This is a genomic window from Bacteroidota bacterium (genome assembly GCA_016213405.1).
Classification (GTDB): domain Bacteria; phylum Bacteroidota; class Bacteroidia; order Palsa-948; family Palsa-948; genus Palsa-948.
The window spans coordinates 1-20,908 of record JACRAM010000051.1 but is presented as its reverse complement, the minus strand read 5'-3'; the positions used below and the strand labels follow the sequence as shown (position 1 = coordinate 20,908).

General features: G+C 40.9%; 20 protein-coding genes. 10 read left to right on the top strand and 10 right to left on the bottom strand.

The genetic code is table 11. From position 1 onward, the window contains the following. Positions 1–77: 77 nt before the first annotated feature. The 8 genes from HY841_05545 (at position 78) to HY841_05510 (ending at position 9,360) form a co-directional block, all read left to right on the top strand. Positions 78–1,685 carry a glycine--tRNA ligase gene (locus HY841_05545; GenBank protein MBI4930205.1) on the top strand — a complete coding sequence of 536 codons (1,608 nt, stop codon included), beginning with the start codon at positions 78–80 and terminating at the stop codon, positions 1,683–1,685. Positions 1,686–1,762: 77 nt separating this feature from the next. Further along, the gene (locus HY841_05540) at positions 1,763–2,491 is read left to right on the top strand and encodes a polyprenol monophosphomannose synthase (protein MBI4930204.1); all 729 of its coding nucleotides are present in this window, start codon (positions 1,763–1,765) and stop codon (positions 2,489–2,491) included. Continuing rightward, positions 2,488–3,714: a M20/M25/M40 family metallo-hydrolase gene (locus tag HY841_05535; GenBank protein ID MBI4930203.1), complete on the top strand. Its 1,227-nt coding sequence runs from the start codon at positions 2,488–2,490 to the stop codon at positions 3,712–3,714. The genes HY841_05540 and HY841_05535 overlap by 4 nt, the downstream gene beginning before the upstream one ends. Next, complete coding sequence (locus HY841_05530; protein MBI4930202.1) at positions 3,714–5,054, top strand: dihydroorotase; 1,341 nt, start codon at positions 3,714–3,716, stop codon at positions 5,052–5,054. Before HY841_05535 ends, HY841_05530 begins: the two co-directional genes overlap by 1 nt. 21 nt (positions 5,055–5,075) lie before the next feature. Further along, positions 5,076–5,951, top strand: a complete 876-nt coding sequence (locus HY841_05525) for a lysophospholipid acyltransferase family protein (protein MBI4930201.1) — start codon at positions 5,076–5,078, stop codon at positions 5,949–5,951. A 46-nt stretch (positions 5,952–5,997) separates the two neighbouring features. Then, entirely contained in the window at positions 5,998–6,975 is a 978-nt protein-coding gene (locus HY841_05520; GenBank protein MBI4930200.1) for a fatty acid desaturase, read from the top strand. 49 nt (positions 6,976–7,024) lie between these two features. Continuing rightward, the gene (acs, locus tag HY841_05515; GenBank protein ID MBI4930199.1) at positions 7,025–8,920 is read left to right on the top strand and encodes an acetate--CoA ligase; all 1,896 of its coding nucleotides are present in this window, start codon (positions 7,025–7,027) and stop codon (positions 8,918–8,920) included. Beyond that, on the top strand, positions 8,917–9,360 hold the full coding sequence (locus tag HY841_05510; protein MBI4930198.1) for a DUF1572 family protein: 444 nt from the start codon (positions 8,917–8,919) through the stop codon (positions 9,358–9,360). Before acs ends, HY841_05510 begins: the two co-directional genes overlap by 4 nt. Positions 9,361–9,407: 47 nt before the next feature. Here HY841_05510 and HY841_05505 read toward each other — a convergent pair whose 3' ends face one another. Then, on the bottom strand, positions 9,408–10,676 hold the full coding sequence (locus HY841_05505) for an acetyl-CoA hydrolase/transferase family protein (GenBank protein MBI4930197.1): 1,269 nt from the start codon (positions 10,674–10,676) through the stop codon (positions 9,408–9,410). Between the two features lie 200 nt (positions 10,677–10,876). Here HY841_05505 and kbl point away from each other — a divergent pair, with 200 nt between their 5' ends. Further along, positions 10,877–12,067: a glycine C-acetyltransferase gene (gene kbl, locus HY841_05500; GenBank protein ID MBI4930196.1), complete on the top strand. Its 1,191-nt coding sequence runs from the start codon at positions 10,877–10,879 to the stop codon at positions 12,065–12,067. 46 nt (positions 12,068–12,113) lie between these two features. Here the strand turns inward: kbl and HY841_05495 are convergent, their stop codons facing one another. The 5 genes from HY841_05495 to HY841_05475 all read right to left on the bottom strand — a co-directional run bounded on the left by HY841_05495 (position 12,114) and on the right by HY841_05475 (position 17,148). After that, complete coding sequence (locus HY841_05495) at positions 12,114–13,715, bottom strand: T9SS type A sorting domain-containing protein (GenBank protein ID MBI4930195.1); 1,602 nt, start codon at positions 13,713–13,715, stop codon at positions 12,114–12,116. Positions 13,716–13,811: 96 nt separating this feature from the next. Continuing rightward, positions 13,812–15,050 (bottom strand): PKD domain-containing protein, encoded by a 1,239-nt coding sequence (locus tag HY841_05490; protein ID MBI4930194.1) that lies wholly within the window; start codon positions 15,048–15,050, stop codon positions 13,812–13,814. 82 nt (positions 15,051–15,132) lie between these two features. Next, complete coding sequence (locus HY841_05485) at positions 15,133–15,699, bottom strand: aminoacyl-tRNA hydrolase (protein MBI4930193.1); 567 nt, start codon at positions 15,697–15,699, stop codon at positions 15,133–15,135. Between the two features lie 72 nt (positions 15,700–15,771). Then, positions 15,772–16,473, bottom strand: coding sequence for a 50S ribosomal protein L25/general stress protein Ctc (locus tag HY841_05480; GenBank protein ID MBI4930192.1), 702 nt, complete (start codon positions 16,471–16,473; stop codon positions 15,772–15,774). A 69-nt stretch (positions 16,474–16,542) separates the two neighbouring features. After that, a complete protein-coding gene (locus tag HY841_05475; protein ID MBI4930191.1) occupies positions 16,543–17,148 on the bottom strand; it encodes a superoxide dismutase in 606 nt (201 codons plus the stop codon). 122 nt (positions 17,149–17,270) lie between these two features. Here HY841_05475 and HY841_05470 point away from each other — a divergent pair, with 122 nt between their 5' ends. Continuing rightward, entirely contained in the window at positions 17,271–17,474 is a 204-nt protein-coding gene (locus HY841_05470; protein ID MBI4930190.1) for a hypothetical protein, read from the top strand. Between the two features lie 64 nt (positions 17,475–17,538). Here the strand turns inward: HY841_05470 and HY841_05465 are convergent, their stop codons facing one another. The 4 genes from HY841_05465 to HY841_05450 form a co-directional block, all read right to left on the bottom strand. After that, positions 17,539–19,131, bottom strand: coding sequence for a S41 family peptidase (locus HY841_05465; GenBank protein ID MBI4930189.1), 1,593 nt, complete (start codon positions 19,129–19,131; stop codon positions 17,539–17,541). Continuing rightward, positions 19,128–19,562: a dCMP deaminase family protein gene (locus tag HY841_05460; GenBank protein ID MBI4930188.1), complete on the bottom strand. Its 435-nt coding sequence runs from the start codon at positions 19,560–19,562 to the stop codon at positions 19,128–19,130. The genes HY841_05465 and HY841_05460 overlap by 4 nt, the downstream gene beginning before the upstream one ends. A gap of 63 nt (positions 19,563–19,625) precedes the next feature. After that, on the bottom strand, positions 19,626–20,582 hold the full coding sequence (gene metF, locus HY841_05455; GenBank protein ID MBI4930187.1) for a methylenetetrahydrofolate reductase [NAD(P)H]: 957 nt from the start codon (positions 20,580–20,582) through the stop codon (positions 19,626–19,628). A gap of 139 nt (positions 20,583–20,721) precedes the next feature. Beyond that, a partial coding sequence (locus HY841_05450) for a carboxypeptidase regulatory-like domain-containing protein (GenBank protein MBI4930186.1) occupies positions 20,722–20,908 on the bottom strand: 187 nt, incomplete at its 5' end.

The following is a 20,908-nucleotide window of genomic DNA, read 5'->3' as shown; positions in this document are numbered from 1 at the left end:
TGCGGGTTGTGGTTTCTCATCGTGCGATTGCTTCGCTTCACTCGTAATGACGTACTTTTTTAACTTTGCTTTCTGTTATGACACAAGAAGAACTTTTCAAGAACATTATTTCGCATTGCAAGGAATACGGATTTGTTTTTCCTTCCTCAGAAATTTATGACGGGCTGGGTGCCGTGTATGATTACGGTCCCTATGGAGTGGAGCTGAAAAACAACATCCGCGAATACTGGTGGAAGGCGATGGTGCAGATGAACGATAACATTGTGGGGCTTGACGCTTCTATTTTCATGCACCCTTCGGTATGGAAAGCCAGCGGGCATGTGGATGCTTTCAGCGACCCGCTCATTGACAACAAAGATTCCAAGAAGCGTTACCGCGCGGACGTTTTGATTGAAGAGCACGTTGCAAAAATTGAAACGAAGATTGACAAGGAAGTGGAGAAAGCGAAAAAGCGTTTCGAGAATTTTGATGAAGCGATGTATCGTTCCACCAATCCGCGGGTTGTTGAGTATCAGAAAAAGATTGATGAGATAAATGCGCGCTTCAAATCAGCACTGGAGAAAAATGATTTGGCGGAAGTGAAACAGATAATCATTGACTGCGAAATTGTCTGCCCGGTTTCCGGCTCGCGCAACTGGACGGATGTGCGCCAGTTCAATCTGATGTTCTCCACGCAGATGGGTTCGGTGGCGGATGATTCGGATAAAATTTATCTGCGACCTGAAACCGCACAGGGAATTTTTGTAAACTTTTTAAATGTGCAGCGCTCGGCACGGATGAAAATTCCTTTCGGCATTGCACAAACCGGAAAAGCGTTCCGCAATGAAATTGTAGCACGCCAGTTTCTTTTTAGGATGAGAGAGTTTGAGCAAATGGAAATGCAATTCTTCGTCCGCCCGGGAGAAGAAATGCAGTGGTACAATGCCTGGAAAGAAAAAAGAATCAAGTGGCATTACGCTATGGGGTTTGGAGAAAATAAATACCGCTTCCACGACCATATAAAACTGGCTCACTATGCAAATGCCGCGTGTGATATAGAATTTGCGTTTCCGTTCGGCTTCAAAGAGATTGAAGGCATTCACTCCCGCACCGATTTTGATCTTAGCGCGCATGAAAAACTTTCAGGAAAGAAACTCCAGTACTTTGATGCCGAGCAGAACAAAAGTTATGTGCCGTATGTTATTGAAACGAGTATCGGGCTGGACAGAATGTTTCTTGCCGTACTGGCTTCAGCATTTGAAGTGGAGAAAATAGCCCCCTCTAACTCCCCCGAAGGGGGAGAACAGGGACATGCAGCCCTCCACCCTTCGGGGGGAGATGGAGGGGGGCTTGAAACTGAGCGCATTGTTCTGCACATCCCTCCCGCCCTTGCTCCGGTTAAAGTAGCTGTGTTTCCCTTAATTAAAAAAGATGGTCTTCCTGAAAAAGCAATGGAGATTTTTAATAATCTGAAAAACATCTGCCGTTGCTATTACGAAGAGAAAGATACCATCGGAAAAAGATACAGAAGACAAGATGCCATTGGCACTCCGTTCTGCATTACAGTTGATCACGATTCTCTGAAAGACAACTGCGTAACTCTCCGCCACCGCGATTCAATGAAACAGGAAAGAATTCCGATTGATAAAGTCGCGCAGATTGTGGAGGAGAAAGTGAGTTTGAGGAAGTTGCTTTCTGCCCTCTAAACTTCTCTTCACATTTTTTAACAACCTCCTAAAATCATTTCACTATTTATTCGTTATTATTGCATTTAGTAATCGCTATGTCAGATTCGCTCGTCATAATTCCTACCTACAACGAAAAAGAAAACATCGAGAAGATGATTCGGAAGGTATTTTCTCTTTCCGTTCCTTTTCATGTGCTGATTGTGGATGACGGCTCTCCTGACGGAACTGCGGATATTGTAAAAAATCTTCAGAAAGAATTTTCAGATACTCTTTTCATCGAAGAAAGAAAAGGCAAGCAAGGGCTTGGAACTGCTTACATTCACGGATTCAACTGGGCGCTGAAAAGAAAATATGAATACATTTTTGAAATGGATGCTGACTTCTCCCACAAACCGGAAGATTTAATCCGCCTTCGCGAAGCATGTGTTAAAGGAGCGGATGTAGCAGTCGGTTCTCGCTATGTGAACGGTGGAAAAGTGGAGAACTGGCCTATGAACAGAATCATGATGTCATACTTCGCTTCAGTGTATGTGCGCTGGATTCTGTGGATAAATATTAAGGATACCACCGCAGGTTTCAAATGCTACAGAAGAAAAGTTTTGGAAACAATCGACTTTGATAAAATAAAATTCATGGGCTATGCTTTCCAGATAGAAATGAAATACACCGCTTCTCAGCTCGGTTTTAAAGTGGTGGAAGTTCCCATCACCTTCCGCGACAGAGTGGAAGGCGTTTCAAAAATGAGTATGGGAATTTTCAAAGAAGCTTTCTGGGGAGTCCTGCAGATGAAATTCAAAAAAATCGAAAAAAAGAAAATAACATGAAAAAAATTCTACTCGCTGCTTACTGTATACTGTTTGCTTCTTTTCTTTTCTCCCAGCAGATAAATGTTTCCAATCTTCAAAAACATATTAAATATCTTGCAAGCGATAAATTGAAAGGAAGAGCCACCGGTTCGAAGGAAGAACTAACAGCAGCAAATTATATTGCAAACAATTTTCAAAAATTTAAACTCACTCAAAAAGGAAACAATAATAGTTATCTTTATTCTTATAGTTTTAAACGGCCGAAAACCCCACACGATACAGTGGGCGGTGAAGTTGTTCAGGCAGTTGATGTGGCAGGGTATCTCGATAACGGAGCGGAATACACAGTTATTATTGGCGGACACTTTGATCACTTGGGAATGGGAAAGGACCACAACTCGCTGGATGCAAATCCTGAAGGAAAAATTCACAACGGTGCAGATGACAACGCATCCGGCACTGCCGGTGTGATTGAATTGGCAAGATATTTTTCACAGAACGAACGAAAGGAAAAATTCAATTTCCTGTTTATTTGTTTTTCCGGAGAAGAATTAGGGTTGTACGGTTCAAAAAAATTCTGTGATAATCCGACCATTGATTTTTCAAAGGTGAATTACATGATTAACATGGACATGATCGGTCGTCTGGCTGATTCGACAAAAAAATTAATTATTTACGGAGTGGGAACAGCACCCGACTGGGTTCCGATGATTACTAAAATTCCCTCTGAATTTTCCATCAAAAAAGATAGTGCCGGAATCGGTCCGAGTGACCAGACATCGTTTTATCTGAAAGACATTCCGGTTCTTCATTTTTTTACTGGTCAGCATCCTGATTACCATAAACCGAGTGATGACTGGCAGAAAATAAATTTCGATGGAGAAAAAATGGTGCTTGATTACATCATAAAAGTGGAAGAAGAAACAGAAAAACTTCCGAGACTTATATTTCAGAAAACAAAAAATCCTGAAGAGGGAAAATCTTCTTTTAAGGTGACGATGGGTGTGATGCCTGATTACACATTCGAGGGAAAAGGAATGCGGATTGACGGAGTGACGGATGAAAAACCCGCTGCAAAAGCAGGACTGAAAAAGGGAGATGTAGTGGTGCAAATGGGAGAAATAAAAGTGGGAAACATGATGGATTACATGAAAGCTCTTTCAGCAAATAAAAAAGGCGACACAGTTCCTGTGACAGTAATCCGTGATGGAAAAGAAGTAAAAGTGAACGTTACATTCTGATGGGAAAAATTCTCATAACCAATGCAAACATAGTTAACGAAGGAAAAATTTTCCAGGGAAGCATTCTAATTGAAGATGAAATCATTAAGAAAATTTCTAAAAGTGAAATTAAATCTTCCGCAGATAAAATTATTGATGCCAAAGGTAAATTTCTTCTCCCGGGCATCATTGACGACCAGGTTCATTTTCGCGAACCGGGATTAACTCACAAAGGAGAAATTTATACAGAAGCAAAAGCAGGAATTGCTGGCGGTGTTACTTCCTACATGGAAATGCCCAACACGGTTCCGAATGCGCTCACGCAAAATTTACTCGAAGAAAAATATAAGCGCGCTTCAGAAGTTTCGCTGGCGAATTATTCTTTCTTCATGGGTGCTTCGAATGATAATATTGACGAAGTTCTGAAAACAAATCCAAGAAATGTGTGTGGTGTAAAAGTTTTTATGGGTTCTTCTACTGGAAATATGTTGGTAGATAATAAAACAACACTTGAAAATATTTTCTCCAAATGCAAAATGCTGATTGCCACGCACTGCGAAGATGAAGCAACCATCCGTGCGAACATGGAAAAATTTAAAGCGAAGTATGGAGAAAATATTCCGGTTGCATATCATCCGGAGATACGAAGTGAAGAAGCGTGTTACAAATCTTCATCGCTTGCGGTCGAACTGGCAAAAAAATATAATACACGTTTGCACATACTTCATATTTCTACAGCAAAAGAATTAGAATTGTTTGACAGCAAAACTCCTTTGAAAGAAAAAAGAATTACAGCCGAAGCATGTATACATCATCTTTGTTTTTCGGATGGTGATTACGCAACGAAAGGGAATTTTATCAAGTGGAATCCTGCCGTGAAAACAAAAAATGACCGCGATGCAATTCTGCGGGGAGTGCTGGAAAATAAAATTGATGTCATCTGTACCGATCATGCTCCCCATACACTGGAAGAAAAAAAACAATCCTACTTCAAAGCCCCTTCAGGCGGACCACTGATTCAGCATTCCCTTGGCGCTATGCTGGAATTTGTTTATCAGAAAAAAATAACGATAGAAAAAGTAGTTGAGAAAATGTCTCATGCGCTTGCAGATTGTTTTCAAATTGAAAAACGCGGATACATACGCGAGGGATATTTTGCGGATTTGGTAGTTGTAGATTTAAATTCTCCCTGGAAAGTTGAAAAGTCAAATATTCTGGCGAAATGCGGATGGTCTCCTTTCGAAGGACAAACTTTTAATTCCAAAGTCACTCATACTTTTGTGAACGGACATCTTTTATATGATGAAGGAAAATTTAACGAATCAAAAAAGGGACAACGGCTTCTTTTCAACAGGAATTGATTTGCTTCTATCTTTGCCATTATGCAGGCAATCGGATTTTATCTCGCACTTCCATTTCTTTATTTAATTTCTATCCTTCCTTTTCCTCTTCTCTACTTATTTTCTGATTTTGTTTTCGTTCCGATGTATTATATAATCGGATATCGAAAAAAAGTTGTAACGGAAAACCTACGCAACTCCTTCCCCGAAAAATCAGAAAAAGAAATTTTTGCACTAAGAAGAAAATTCTTCCGGTATCTCTGCGACTTGTTTCTTGAAACTTTCAAAACTCTTTCCATAAGCCATGCCTCCATGCTGAAGCGTTGTCGGTTTGATGAACACTCGCTTGCGTTGATAAAAAAATTATACGAAGAGAAAAAAAACATCATCCTCGTGCTCGGTCATCTGGGAAACTGGGAATGGGGAGGAAACGCCTTCAGCATGCAATGCAAACAACAACTCTATGTAATTTATCACCCGCTGGAAAATAAATACTTCAATAAATTAATTATCGGAATGCGAACCCGTTTTGGTACAAAACTGATTAAAATGAAAGATACATTCCGTGACATGCTGAAAATGAAAAATGAAATTAATGCTACTGCTTTCATTGCAGATCAGACTCCTTCTCCAGAAAATGCACATTGGACAAAATTCCTGAATCAGGATACGCCCGTTTTCAAAGGAACAGAAGTCATCGCGAAAAAATTAAATTACCCGATTGTGTTTATCAATGTAAAAAAAATAAAACGCGGATATTATACTATGTCAGCAGAAATGCTTTGCGGAAATCCTTCCTCCACTTCAAATGGGGAAATTTCGGAACTGCATACCAAAAAACTAGAAGAGGAGATCCAAAAAAATCCTGAAACATGGCTTTGGTCTCATAGGAGATGGAAGCATAAACGAGTTCACTAAAAATTTTGTTTTTCGGAAGAATGATTATATTTGTACTCAAAAATTTGTGAGAACAGGGAAAGACCTCATACTTGCTACGCGCCCTTTCGCGCAGGAAATCAGGTGGAAGAGTTGGTACTGCACTCTTTCCACTTTGCTTCTTCTTATTTTATTTAATGCGGGGACATTCCAGAATCTTCCTTTAGCTATGAAGATTGTTTGCAGTATTATGACAGGGCTTTTGCTGTCGAGAATGTTTGTGATTTATCACGACTACGCGCATCATTCTATTCTGTATAAATCCATCCCTGCAAAAATAATTTTTTCTGTTTTCGGATTGTATATACTTGCGCCCAGAAGCATCTGGAAACGTTCGCACGATTATCATCACAACAACAATTCAAAACTTTTCAGCGCGAGCATCGGCTCCTATCCTATTTTCTCAAAACAAAAATATCTTACTGCCTCTAAAAGCGAGCGCAGAGAATATCTTGCGGTGAGACATCCACTAAATATGATTTTTGGATATTTTACCCTTTTTAGTTTTGGAATGTGTATTCTTTCGTTTCTCGCCAGCCCGCGCAGGCATTATGATTCGCTCATCGCTCTTATTCTTCATATAATTTTTATTGTCTGTGTAGTTTATTTTTTCGGTTGGATAACATGGGTGCTTGCCATCCTGATGCCTTTTTCAATTGCTTGCGGATTTGGCGCGTATCTTTTTTATGCACAGCATAATTTTCCGGGCGTTACTTTCAAAAATAATATTGAATGGAGTTACGAGCATGCCGCTTTGGAATCTTCCAGCTATATGAAAATGAATTTTTTCTGGCAATGGGTTACCGCCAATATCGGCTTCCATCACATTCATCACATGAATTCTAAAATTCCGTTTTACCGCTTGCCGGAAGTAATGAAGGCGATTCCCGAATTACAGCAGGCAAAAATCACTACGCTCTGGCCTTCTGATATTATTAAATGTCTTCGCCTGAAAATCTGGGACCCCGACAAACAACAAATGGTTCCGCTTAGCGCGATTAGTTAGTTTCATTCCTGAAATTTATTTTAGATTTGAAGCAGCAAAAACATTTGCCATGAACCGCATTACCTCTTTCGAGCAATATCTTTCCGAATACAAAAAAAGTGTAGAAAATCCCGAACAGTTCTGGGCGGAAAAAGCAGAAAGTTTTTTGTGGAAGAAAAAATGGGATAAAGTTCTCGAATGGAATTTCTCCGAACCAAATGTGAAATGGTTCATTGGTGGAAAATTAAACATCACAGAAAATTGTTTAGACCGCCACCTAAAAGAAAAAGGAACTCAAACCGCTATCATCTGGGAACCGAACAACCCGAATGAAGCAGTCAGAAAAATTTCTTACAAAGAATTGCACGAAGAGGTTTGTCGTTTTGCAAACGTGCTGAAAAATAACGGAGCAAAAAAAGGTGACCGCATTTGCATTTACATGCCGATGGTTCCCGAACTCGCGATTGCAGTTCTGGCTTGCGCGAGGATTGGCGCCATTCATTCCGTTGTCTTCGGAGGATTTTCTTTTCAGTCGCTTGCTGACAGAATTCACGATGCAGATTGCAATATTGTCATCACTGCCGATGGCGCTTTTCGCGGAGCAAAAGATATTCCGCTGAAAACTGTAATTGATGAAGCATTACAAACCTGTCCGGCAGTAAAAAAAATAATTGTTCTCAAGCGCACGAACACAGAAATAAAAATGTTAAGCGGAAGAGATGTGTGGTGGAACGATGAATTGAAAAAAGTTTCGGCTGATTGTCCTGCCGAAGAAATGGATGCTGAGGATATGCTTTTCATTCTCTACACTTCAGGCTCCACCGGAAAACCAAAAGGAGTGGTGCATACAACAGCGGGCTACATGGTTTATGTGGATTATACTTTCAGAAATGTTTTTCAATACAACGATGGAGAAGTTTACTGGTGCACAGCTGATGTGGGATGGATTACCGGGCATTCTTATTTAGTTTACGGTCCTCTTCTCGCTGGCGCAACCACGTTGATGTTCGAAGGAATTCCAACTTTTCCGGATGCGGGCAGATTCTGGAATGTGATAGACAAGCATAAAGTGAATATTTTTTACACCGCGCCCACTGCGATTCGCTCACTTCAGGCAATGGGGGAAGATTTTGTGAAGCCGTATAAATTAAGTTCGCTTCGTGTACTCGGAACAGTTGGCGAACCCATCAACGAAGAAGCATGGAACTGGTACAACTCAACTATCGGGAAGAAAAAATGTCCTATTGTTGACACCTGGTGGCAAACTGAAACAGGAGGAATTATGATTTCTCCTCTGGCTGGAATCACAAATACAAAACCAGGTTATGCCACACTTCCGCTTCCCGGAATTCAGCCCTCGATTGTGGATGAAAAAGGGAAAGAACTTTCAGGAAATAATGTCGAAGGAAGATTATGCATGAAATTTCCATGGCCCGCAATGATTCGTACCACTTACAAAAACCATCAACGCTGTTTCGATACTTACTTTTCTCATTACAAAGGTTATTATTTTACAGGCGATGGATGCAGAAGAGATGAAAACGGATATTACCGAATTACAGGACGAGTGGATGATGTGATAAAAGTTTCAGGGCATTTGCTTGGTACTGCCGAAATTGAAAACGCCATCAACCAGCATCCTGATATTGTTGAATCGGCAGTGGTAGGATTTCCGCACGAGATAAAAGGATGGGCGATTTATGCATATGTTATTCCCGAACATGAAAGAACAGACACAGACAAGCTTAAAAAAGAAATTGCGGAAACAGTAAATAATCTTATTGGACATATCGCCAGACCTGACAAAATTCAAATTGTGAAAGGATTACCGAAAACCCGCAGCGGAAAAATCATGCGAAGAATTTTGCGTAAGATTGCTGAAAATGATTTAGAACATATCGGGGACACGTCTACTCTTCTTGACCCGACTGTAGTTGAAGAAATAAAACAAAACGCCATAAAATGACATCACAACTTTTACTTTCTCATTTCGAAAAAGATATTAAGAAACTCATAGAGGAAATATCTCTCTACAAAAATGGAAATGATTTGTGGCTGCTGAAAGGCGATGTAAAAAATTCTTCCGGCACGTTGGCGCTTCACATTGCAGGAAATCTGAAACACTTCATCGGAGCACAGCTGGGCAAAACAAATTACGTTCGCGAGCGTGATAAAGAATTTTCTGAAAGAAATGTTTCTAAAGAAAATCTAATTAAAGGATTGAACGAAGCGCTTGAAATAGTAAAAATTACTCTTCCAAAATTATCAGAGGAAGATTTGAAAAAAGATTTTCCGATTCCATTTCTGGAAAAAATTCGCCCTACAATTGAAATACTTTTTATTCTTTACGGGCATTTGAATTATCACCTCGGGCAGATAAATTATTTCCGCAGGATGCTATCATAAAAAATTCTCCTCTAATCTATTGAATGAAAAGAAATACACTAAACCCGTTAGTGCATTTTAAATAAATCAAATGCTTTTTTTTCTAACTCTTCCCTGTGAGAAGGGTGAGCAATATTGATTAATGCTCTTGCTCTTTTTTTCAAATCCTGTCCGTATAAATTAGCAACGCCATATTCAGTAACAATATAATGCACATGCGATCTCGTTGTAACAACACCAGCACCTTGTTTTAAAAAAGGAACTATTTTAGAATGCCCGTTACTTGTTTGTGAAGGAAGTGCAATAACTGGTTTGCCTCCATCCGACAAGGATGCTCCTCTCATAAAATCCATTTGCCCGCCCACTCCTGAATACAAACTGCTTCCGATGGAATCGGCACACACTTGCCCGGTAAGGTCAATTTCGAGGGCGCTGTTGATAGCAACCACTTTGGGATTTTTCCGGATGATATGCGTATCGTTCACAAAAGCGCTGTCCATCATAACCACCAGAGGATTATCATCCACAAAATCATAAAGTTTCCGGCTTCCCATCACCAGCGAAGAAACTATTTCACCGGTAAAATGTTTTTTGAATTTCCCTGTTATCACCCCTTTTTCAACCAACGGGATCACTCCATCAGAAAACATTTCAGTATGTATTCCCAAATCCATGTGGGTATTCAAACTCGCCAGCACCGCGTTGGGAATAGCTCCAATACCCATCTGCAACGTAGACCTGTCTTCAATCAGTTCTGCAACGTTACGTCCTATTGCTATTTCTTCAGGAGTTAAAATATGTACCGGTGTTTCCGGAATCGGCTCGTCAAATTCCACCACATGATCTATTCTGCTGATATGAATCAATCCGTCTCCATGCGTTCGGGGCATAAATTTATTAACCTGGGCGATCACAGTTATCGCTGCTTCCACAGCAGCTAATGAAGCATCAACAGAAACACCAAGGGAACAATAGCCATGTCTGTCGGGAGGAGAAACGGTAACAAGAGCAATGTCTATCGGGATAATTTTTTTTCTGAATAAAATGGGTATTTCGCTGAGAAAAACCGGAATAAAATTTCCACGGCCTTCCTGCACGGCTTCTCTCACATTAGGTCCGATGAATAATGCATTTACAATAAAATTTTTCTCGTACTCCTTTTTCGCATAATCCGCTTTCCCTTCGGTGTGAAGATGAAACAGATGTACATTTTTTAATTCACCGGCTCTTCTAATTAATGCCCTGATGAGTTCCTGTGGCGCACCGGCAACGCTATGGATAAATACGTTGTGTTTTGATTTCACCGCTTGCACCGCTTCGTCTGATGATTGTTTCATAGTAATTTTCCTTGCAATATTAATTTCAAGCTTTGGAGAAGAAATTCATTAAATAAAAATTATACAGAGCAAATGTATAAAAGTATAAGATGGTTGCTTTATCCTATTGCAATAAAGGAACTGATGTATATCATAGACGCAATATGCACTACAAGACATCTTCGTTTTTTTTACATTTGTTTTCATTTATACTCAAATCTATGTTAGGAAATTTCAAACAGCATCTCCAGAAAGAATTAAAGTCCATCGAAGAAAACGGACTTTTCAAACGTGAGCGCGTCATCACAACCAAGCAAGGCGCTGTGGTGAAGGTGAACGGCAAAGAAGTAATTATTTTTTGTGCGAATAATTATCTTGGTCTTTCCTCTCATCCGAAAGTGGTGACGTCAGCAAAAAAAACGCTGGATGAACACGGATACGGAATGAGTTCCGTGCGTTTCATATGCGGCACGCAGGACATTCACAAAACGCTGGAAGAAAAAATCTCCAAGTTTGTTGGGCAGGAAGACACCATTTTATATGCCGCCTGTTTTGATGCGAACGGTGGCGTGTTTGAATGTTTGCTGGGAGAAGAAGATGCCATTATTTCTGATGAACTGAATCATGCTTCGATTATAGACGGAGTGCGTTTGTGCAAAGCGCAGCGTTACCGCTATAAGAATTCTGACATGAATGATTTAGAAGAGCAATTGAAGCAGGCACAGAAGCAACGGTTTCGTTTGATTGTTACCGATGGAGTTTTCTCGATGGATGGGTTTGTAGCACCTCTTGATAAAATCTGTGACCTCGCGGAAAAATATAATGCAATGGTGATGGTAGATGAAAGTCATGCCAGTGGTTTCATCGGCAAAACAGGAAGAGGAACCATTGAACTGAAAAATGTAATGCACCGCGTGGATATTGTAACAGGAACTTTAGGAAAAGCATTGGGCGGTGCGATGGGTGGATTCACAAGCAGCAAAAAAGAAATTATTGATATGCTACGGCAGCGTTCGCGTCCGTATTTATTTTCTAACTCGCTTGCTCCAAGTATTGTGGGTGCCTCCATTGCCGTACTTGACATGCTGAACGAAACCACAGCCCTACGCGATAAACTTGAATGGAATGTTAACTATTTCAAAGAAGGAATAAAAAAAATTGGATTAGAAATCAAAGACGGAGATTCCGCTATTGTCCCTGTGATGTTATATGATGCAAAACTTTCTCAAACCTTTGCCGACAAACTTTTGCAGGAAGGAATTTATGTGATTGGATTTTTCTTTCCGGTTGTTCCGAAAGGGCAGGCAAGAATTCGCGTGCAGCTTTCTGCCGCGCATGAAAAAGAGCATTTGGATAAAGCGATTGCGGCTTTTGAAAAGGTGGGGAAGGAGTTGGGGGCGATAAAAAAATAAAAGCCAAGCCCCACCTAAATCCTCCGTCCCCGTTGAAGAGGACTTGCTATCGGGCAATAACAATTTTCTTCGTTACACTTCCTGAATCGGTTTTGAGTTTGAGAAAATACAGTCCTTTTAAAAATCCGGAAACATCCAGCGCTTGTTTTCCGCTTGCGGGAATAGTTGTTTCAAAAAGAGTTTGTCCGATTATATCGCTGAATGAAACTTCTGCCTTGCCGAAATTTATATTACCGAAATCAAGAAATAAATTTCCTGAAACAGGGTTTGGAAAAATTGAAACGGAAGAAAATAAATCGTATTCATTGACGGCAATGGGTGTCAGACTTATAACTTTACAAACAGTGTCGGAACACCCAAATGTGCTGGCGACAAGGCAAACGGTATAAGTTCCTATCGCGGAATAAGTATAAACCGGATTCTGTGCAGTGCTGGTGTTGCCGTCTCCAAAATTCCATACGTAACTGCTTGCTCCGTTCGAAAGATTTGTAAACGTAATGGTATTGCCATTTGCAATATAAGTAAACAACGCCTGCATGGGAGAACCTGATGCCACATAGCTCATATGAAAATTGCAACCGGATGGCTGCTGCACTTCCACCAAAAAAGAGTCTCCTGAATTGGGCACAATAGAAATGCATTGCTGAGTTCCGGTGGGAGGAGGCATGGCATTTCCATTCTGATACCATTGATAGGTATACGATATGTTGGGGTCAATGGGTCCGCAGATGGTGGACTGGCTGCCCGAACAACTTGACAGGGGAATGCTGCCGCATAAAAAATCCCAGTAAGAATATGCCCAGTGTCCGCACTGTGCACAATCAACATTTGTAATTACAGCTGTAACTGTTGTTCCAATATATGGAGTAAGATTTACTCCTACGATTGTCCATGGTTTGTACTGATCTGCTCCCGCCCAACCACAGCCGGTTCCGCTCACAGAATAAAAACCAGGAATGGAGGGACCTCCTGTGTAAGTAAAATTTGCACACTGTGGAACCAGATTACCACTTTGATCATAAAGAGAAAAATTTACAAAGGGCTGGTCGGAAGGAGCATGACCTGCATCTTCTATAACAATTGCATAAGCGTAAAGAAAATTTGTATCAGCAAGGGTAATGGTTAAAGGATAGGTTAGCTGCTCTGCTACACAACCCGCCACGCAGGTTTCGCCTAATTGTATGGAGGCGTTTCCAAAACCCGGGCATACAAAAGGAATAGTAGGATCACCCGCATTCGGGCCGGGTGTGTTTGCATCAAAACCGCTTCCTGTTGTGATGCTGAAATTTGGAGTTGCAGGAAGTGCTGCAGGCGGAGTCCATGTTGGCGGTGCACCGGAGTTTGCATTTCCCACATCTCCAAGCCACGTCCCCCATCCGTTTTCTGCTCCCATATCAGAACAAGCGGCATTGGTAACAGAATTTTTTTTCACCTTAGTCCATTCCACATTTTTTCCTTTTGCAAACAATTCTTTCCGCTGGGCGATGAGTTTGTCAATTACCGGTTGAGGCAAACCGTCATTTTTCATTTTCTCTCTCAGTAATTTCTCATCAAAGCCGTTGGTTTTGTCTTTGGTAACGGAAATATTATTTTGCGCGAATGAAGAGAAAGAAAAGCAAATCGCGAAAAGGAGTAATGAAACTCTCATGGTGATTGTATTAATGAAGTGATTGTATCATTAAGACGAGTTTTTTGCAGAAAGGTTGCTTAGTCCGGTCTTTATTATTCAGCCGGAATCCTGAATTTATCTGCTGATTATAATTTTTTTCGTCACTTCTTCATTTTCAGATAAAATCTTAACAAAATAAATTCCGGAAGGAAAATCAGAAAGGTTCAGGAATTTTATCCCACTTGATTGCGGGATTCTTTTCATCTTTTCTCCAACAGTATTGTACACTTCTACTGCCTCTATTACAGATAATGAATTATGAATTGTGAATATTCCGTTTTCGGAAATTGTCGGGGAAATAATAATGGGTGAAAAATTTTCTATTTCATTAATTCCAACTGTGGTAATTGTTACCGACTGACAGAAAACATCTAAGCAACTGTCGGTATTGGTCACAGTGAGACAAATCGTATATGTGCCTGCTGTCCAGTAAGAGTATGGATTGGGGTTTTGCAAGTTGCTGAAGTTGCCATCTCCAAAATTCCAGAGGTAAGATGTTCCTCCTGCGGAAATGTTGGTGAATGCAACAACATTTCCTGTAAGCGTGGAAGAAAAACCGGCAACGGGAGTGGGATAAACTGTTACAGGAACAACGGTTGTATCTGTATCAGATCCTGTGTTCGCCACAATTAATGTTACAGTATATGGACCCGCTACTAAATAATTATGACAAGGATTTTGTTGAGTAGAACTATTACCATCTCCAAATGTCCAATTCCATGAGTTTATATTTCCATTGTTGCTGATGGATAAATCGGTAAAACAAATTGAATCACCGAGGCAAATGCTGCCAGGAGCAGAAAACTGAGCATAAATATTCGGATACGCAATTATGTTTACATCATCAAAAGCAAGGTTGCCGCTTATTTTCCTGTAAACAAACATTAACCATCCGCTTGCGGCAGGAAGTCCGCATTTGATTGTTGTTCCGGCAATAGGAAGTGAATCTGCATTATAAAATATATTCCATGCTGAGCTATCTGCACTATGATAAATATGCAATTCATTTGTTTTTGCAAAAGGCGCTCCATTTCCTTTACACCAGAATGAAAGTGAATCTGCATTCTGATAGTTGGGAGAAATTATTACTACAGAATCTTGTCCTAATTTATACGAAGGTGCGGTAGCTCCAAAATTTCCTGCACTAACGTAATACGAAGGCGAAGATGTTGAGTGCCATGAAATATACCATCCGGAAGGGGTAGTGGCAGAAGTGCCGGCATAATTATTAAAGCCGGTTCCCACAACAACTAATTGTGAAAATGCTGAAACAGAAATGGCGATGAAGAGGATGAATGTGTAAATTTTTTTCATTGGATTTATTTTGATGAAATTATGAATGATATTTTTCTTTTCAAAGATAATAAAATCTAAAAGGAAAGTTCCTGAAAAAATGCTACTTGCTGTTATATGCATTCATGGTTTTCTCCACACCCATCAGAGCAAAATCTTTTATGGCTTCCACCGCGAGTTCAATTCTTGGTAAAATGATTTTCAGTTCAACATTATTCCATTTTCCTAAAACAAAATTTATCTGTGCTCCTTTGGGATATTCATTCCCTATGCCAAATCGAAGACGGGAATAATTTCCTGAACCTAAAACTTCATTGATACTTTTCAAACCATTATGTCCGCCATCGCTTCCTTTTGGACGCAAACGGAGTTGTCCGAGTGGAAGAGCTACATCATCTGCTATCACGAGAAGATTTGTAAAAGGAATTTTTTCTTTTTGCAGATAATAATTCACCGCTTTTCCGCTCAGGTTCATGAATGTGGTTGGCTTGATGAGAAAAAATATTTTATTCTTTACTTTTCCATCGGCAGTAAAAGCAAGGCGCGATGACTCCAACTTTACTTTGAGTGAATCAGCAAACGCATCAAGTATCTTGAAACCGATGTTGTGGCGGGTATTGCCGTATTCTTCGCCAGGATTTCCTAAACCGACAATCAGAAACTTATTCATCGGGGTAAAAGTAAGGATAAAAAAAATCCCCTCCGGCAAGTCGGAGAGGATTTTATATGTTTTGAGAAAAAATTATTTTTTCTTCTCTGCTTTCTTTTCTTCTTTCACTGGCGCTGCTGTTCCTGCTGCTGGCGTTACTGCTCCACCTGCTGCTGGTGCCGCTGCTCCTGCCGCGGGCGCTCCTGCTACCGCTGCTGCCGCTGCTGCTGCAGGAGTAATTTCTTCCACTACGGCACGGGTTGTTTTCACAGCAACAATAGTCACTACCGGCTCGTGAAGGAATGTAATTCCATCGTACTTAATATCTTTGATTCTGATGTAATCTCCAATCTTTAACGGCTCAACATTTATTTCAATAGTTGCAGGAATTTTTGAGATGAGTCCTTTCACTCGAATTTTTGGAAGCTTCTTCAACATCTGCCCGCCTTCCTTCACACCTGCAGCCGTACCGTTGAACCTGACCGGAATATCCATCACCACTGGTTTATCGAAAAGCACTTCCAGAAAATCTACATGCTGGATTCTGTCTGTTACGGGATGGAACTGAATGTCTTTCAGGATGGCATCCGTTTGTTTTCCTCCAACATCCAGTTTTATAATGTGAACATCGGGAGTATAAACAAGATGCTTGAAATCTTTTTCTATGGCTTCAAAGTGAACAACATCTTTTCCACCATAAAGAATGCAGGGAACTTTTCCTTCTCTGCGAAGAGCATGGGATTCTTTTTTTCCGACTGCAGTTCTTTTAGAACCTGTGAGTGTGAACGTTTTCATTTTCTTTTTGATTACACCGATTTAATATGAGATTACACCGATGATATTATTGTCTATTGTTTATTGATTTTATTTTGCGGAAGCAAATCGTTTTGATGCTTCGTTCCAGTTTACCACATTCCAGAATGCGTTGATATAATCAGGTCGTCTGTTTTGATAATTCAGGTAGTACGCATGTTCCCATACATCCAAACCTATTACAGGAAATCCTTTGCATTCGGAAACATCCATAAGAGGATTGTCCTGGTTAGGAGTAGAACAGACAGACAGTTTGCCTGAGCTCAAGCAAAGCCAAGCCCATCCTGAACCAAATCGGGTGGTTGCCACAGTATTGAACTGAGTTTTGAAATCATTAAATGAACCGAAAGTTGATTTGATAGCATCCGCCAGCGCTCCGGTTGGTTCTCCTCCCCCTCCCTGTTTCATGATAGTCCAGAACATGGAGTGGTTATAATGACCGCCTCCGTTGTTACGAACGGCAGGTGCATACCTGGAAACATTCTTGCATATATCTTCAATGCTCAGATTTTCTTCCGGCTTTCCAGCTACGGCATTATTCAGATTGGTCACATAGGCATTGTGGTGCTTGCTATAGTGAATCTCCATGGTGCGTGCATCAATATGGGGTTCCAGCGCGTTGTAAGCGTAGGGTAATTTGGGTAATTCAAATGCCATTTATTTTATAGGTTTTGTAAAAGGGGAGCAAAGGTAAAAAAATCTTTTTTCGGACACTTGCATATCGAAAATAAATTTCTATACATTTGCGGCTTATTCTCATTAAAAACCAAACAAAACAAATGAAAAAAGTACTCGCAATCGTTATGGGTGTTGTATTCGTTGGCTTAGTTGCCTGCGGACCTTCAGCTGAAGATCAGAAAAAAATGGAAGATGCATTGAAAGCAGCTGCTGATTCTGCTGCTAACGCTCTCCTCCAACAAGCTTCAACTGCTGCTGCTGATACAACAGCCGCTCCTGCTCCTGCAGACACTACTAAGAAGTAATTTGCTTTTTAATATGTGATAACACCCCGTTTCCGAAAGGAGGCGGGGCTTTTATATTTCATTTTTATTTGAAAATCTCCTCTGCCTTCTTTATCACTTTATCATCTTCATTAAGGATTGGATAGAACCCATCGTTCCTCCATATCTGGCGGGCAATACTTGCTTTGAGAAGATTTTTGATGAGTTCCTGTGAGGTTTCGGCATCCTGATTTGATTTAATCCCCATTTTATTTGAAAGTGCATAGAAGTCGTTGAGGATATTTCCGTCAACCACAAAGGTCTTTCTGAAATTTTCCAATTCCATTTTTGAAAGTTTAGTTCGGTTTTTGTCGGCATAATCAAAACAGAACTGGTTGATGACTCCTTTCACAAAAAGTTCCGTGAGAAATGGTGTTCTGCCGACTGTGTCGAGCGGAATAAAAATATCAGGCGTGATTCCTCCTCCTCCATAAACAATTTTTCCTTTCGGTGTTTTGTATTTCAAAGTATCTTTCTGATGAATGCTGTCTTTATGCATGAGTTCTCCGTTCTGATAGCGGTTGTATTCTTCACTGTAATAATCTTCCAGATCTTTTCCGTAGGGTTTCTGAATACACCTGCCGGTTGGAGTATAATATCTTGCAACTGTCAGGCGGATGGAAGAACTATCCGAAAACATAGTTTCTCGCTGCACCAGTCCTTTTCCGAAAGAACGTCTGCCAACAATTACACCTCTGTCGTTATCCTGAATTGCTCCAGCAACAATTTCACTTGCTGATGCCGATGATTCATCAATCAGCACAATGAGTTTTGTTTCGGTGAGAATTCCTTTGCTGGTTGCTTTGATAGTTTCTTTCGGATGAGATTTTCCTTCGGTGTAAACAATCACTTGTCCTTTCTCCAGAAACTCATCACAGATTTTTACAGCAGTGGAAAGAAGCCCTCCTCCGTTGCCTCGCAAATCAAGAATAAGATTCTGCATTCCTTTTGAACGAAGTGTGGAAGTGTGTTCCAGAAATTCATCATAGGTAGTTTCTGCGAAACGGCTCACTTTTATATATCCTGTTTTTTTATCCAGCATGTAGGCGACCTCTACGCTGTATATAGGAATCGTTCCTCGGGTGATGGTGTAGTCAATTAATTTTTTTGCATATCCGCGCATAATACTAACCGTAACTTCCGTGCCGCCTTTGCCGCGAAGTTTTCCGAGAACATCTTTGTTTTTTATTTTCACTCCGGCTGCCAGCTTCCCTTCAATCTTCACAATTTTATCTCCCGCCTGAATACCCAATTGTTCGGAAGGTCCTCCGGCAACTACTGAAATAACACGAATTGTATCCTTGATAATGTTGAACTCAATGCCGATGCCTTCAAAGTTTCCTTCCAGCGGTTCTCGCATTTCCTGAACTTCTTTTGCCGTAATGTAAACAGAATGAGGATCAAGGTTCTGGAGCAAATCAGCAATTGCTTTTTCTTCCAGGATAGTTTTGTTCACTGTGTCCACATATTCTTCTTCGATGAAATTCAGGACGCTGTTTATTTTATCGGAAGATTTTTTTTCCGATTGCAGAAACCGAATCGGAATCTGATTGGAGAAATTAAGTTTGGAGCCGATGAAAATTCCGATAGCAAGAAGCAAAGAAAAGATTATCGGGAGATAAATTTTAGCGCGATTCATGCAGTCTGTTTCTTATAGCGGATAACTTCCACACCAAACCGCTGAAGAAAATCCACTCCTTCATCGCTTGGCAATCCTTTGTATTCCGCATAGCTGTTCAGGTAAATTACTTTTCTGATTCCTGAAGCGTAAATGATGCGTGCGCAGGCGAGACAGGGTGAAAGCGTTACATATACTGAACAGTTTTCAAGCGGAACATTATTTTTTGATGCGTAGATGATGGCGTTCTGCTCGGCATGAAGCGCCAGGGAGCATCCGCCTTTGCTATCACGCGGACAACCGTCTTTGGGCCATTCAATATCGCAGTTGTGTGTTCCCGCAGGAGGTCCGTTGTATCCGAGAGAAACAATGCGCGTATCTTTTGTAAGAACGGCTCCCACTTTTATTTTCACGCAATGTGAACGCTGGGCAAGATTGCTTGCTAAATCCATGTAGATGTCGTCAAAACTTGGGCGCACAAAAGTTAATTGTTAATCGTTACCAGTTAATCGGGATTAAAATACTTTACTTGCGACTCTTCTCACAGGTTCAGCGCTTCCCATCGTATAAAAATGAAGAACAGGCGCTCCTGCTTTAATTAATTCTTTCGCCTGTTTGGTACACCATTCTATGCCGACTTCTTTTGCGTCCGCATCGCTCTTGCAGTTTTCAACAGCGTCCATCAAATCCTGAGGAATATCCAAGTAAAATGTTTTGGGAAGAATAGATGCCTGTGATTTTGAAGTGAGCACTTTGAGCCCGGGAATTATCGGCACATTGATTTCCATCTCCCGGCATTTTTTTACGAAGTCAAAATATTTCTGGTTGTCGTAAAACATCTGGGTGACCACATAGTGCGCGCCTGCATCTATCTTTGCTTTGAGGTGGCGCAAATCGGAAATCATATTGGGCGCTTCAAAATGTTTTTCAGGATAGCCCGCCACGCCAATGCACAAATCGGTGGGCGCAACATCCAGCACATCTTCTTCATGCAGATATTTTCCTGCGTTCATGCTACCAACTTGTTTCACCAGATCAATTGCGTATGCGTTTCCGCCCGGTTCGGCAACAAAGCTGCGTTCGTTCTTCACCGCATCTCCGCGAAGCACGAGCACGTTATCAATTCCGAGAAAATGCAAGTCAATCAGGGCACTTTCGGTTTCTTCTTTTGTGAATCCTCCGCAGATGATGTGGGGCACGGTATCAATGTGATAGCGGTTCATGATTGCCGCGCAGATGCCGACCGTGCCCGGTCGTTTTCTCACAGAAACTTTTTCAAGAAAACCTCCTTCGCGTTTTTTGTAAACGTATTCTTCGCGGTGATAGGTTACATCAATGAATGCCGGCTTGAATTGCTGAAGCGGATCAATAATATTAAAAATGGACTGAATGCTTTTTCCTTTCAGCGGGGGAAGAATCTCAATGGAGAAGAGCGTGGACTTGGATTGCTTTATGCAGTCAACTACTTTCATTTTTAAAATGATTACACCGATTAGAAAAAAGATTACACCGATGTTAAGGATGGCAAAGGTAATGGATAATGTATAATGGGTAATGTTTAATGGAAATACATCAACCATTCTCAACCAGACATCCCCCTTAATCCCCCTTTCAAAGGGGGAGAGGTGGCTGTGGCGGTGGTGGCGGGAGGATTGCGATTAGGATGTATTTGCGTTTTAGTTCTTTGCCGGGGGCGAAGCGGATGTTTGTTTCGGTGAGGGTGTTGTAGCCCACGAGGGTAACTTCTATATCGTAGCTGCCGGGTTTTATGTTGGCGATGCCGAATTTTCCGAGCGCA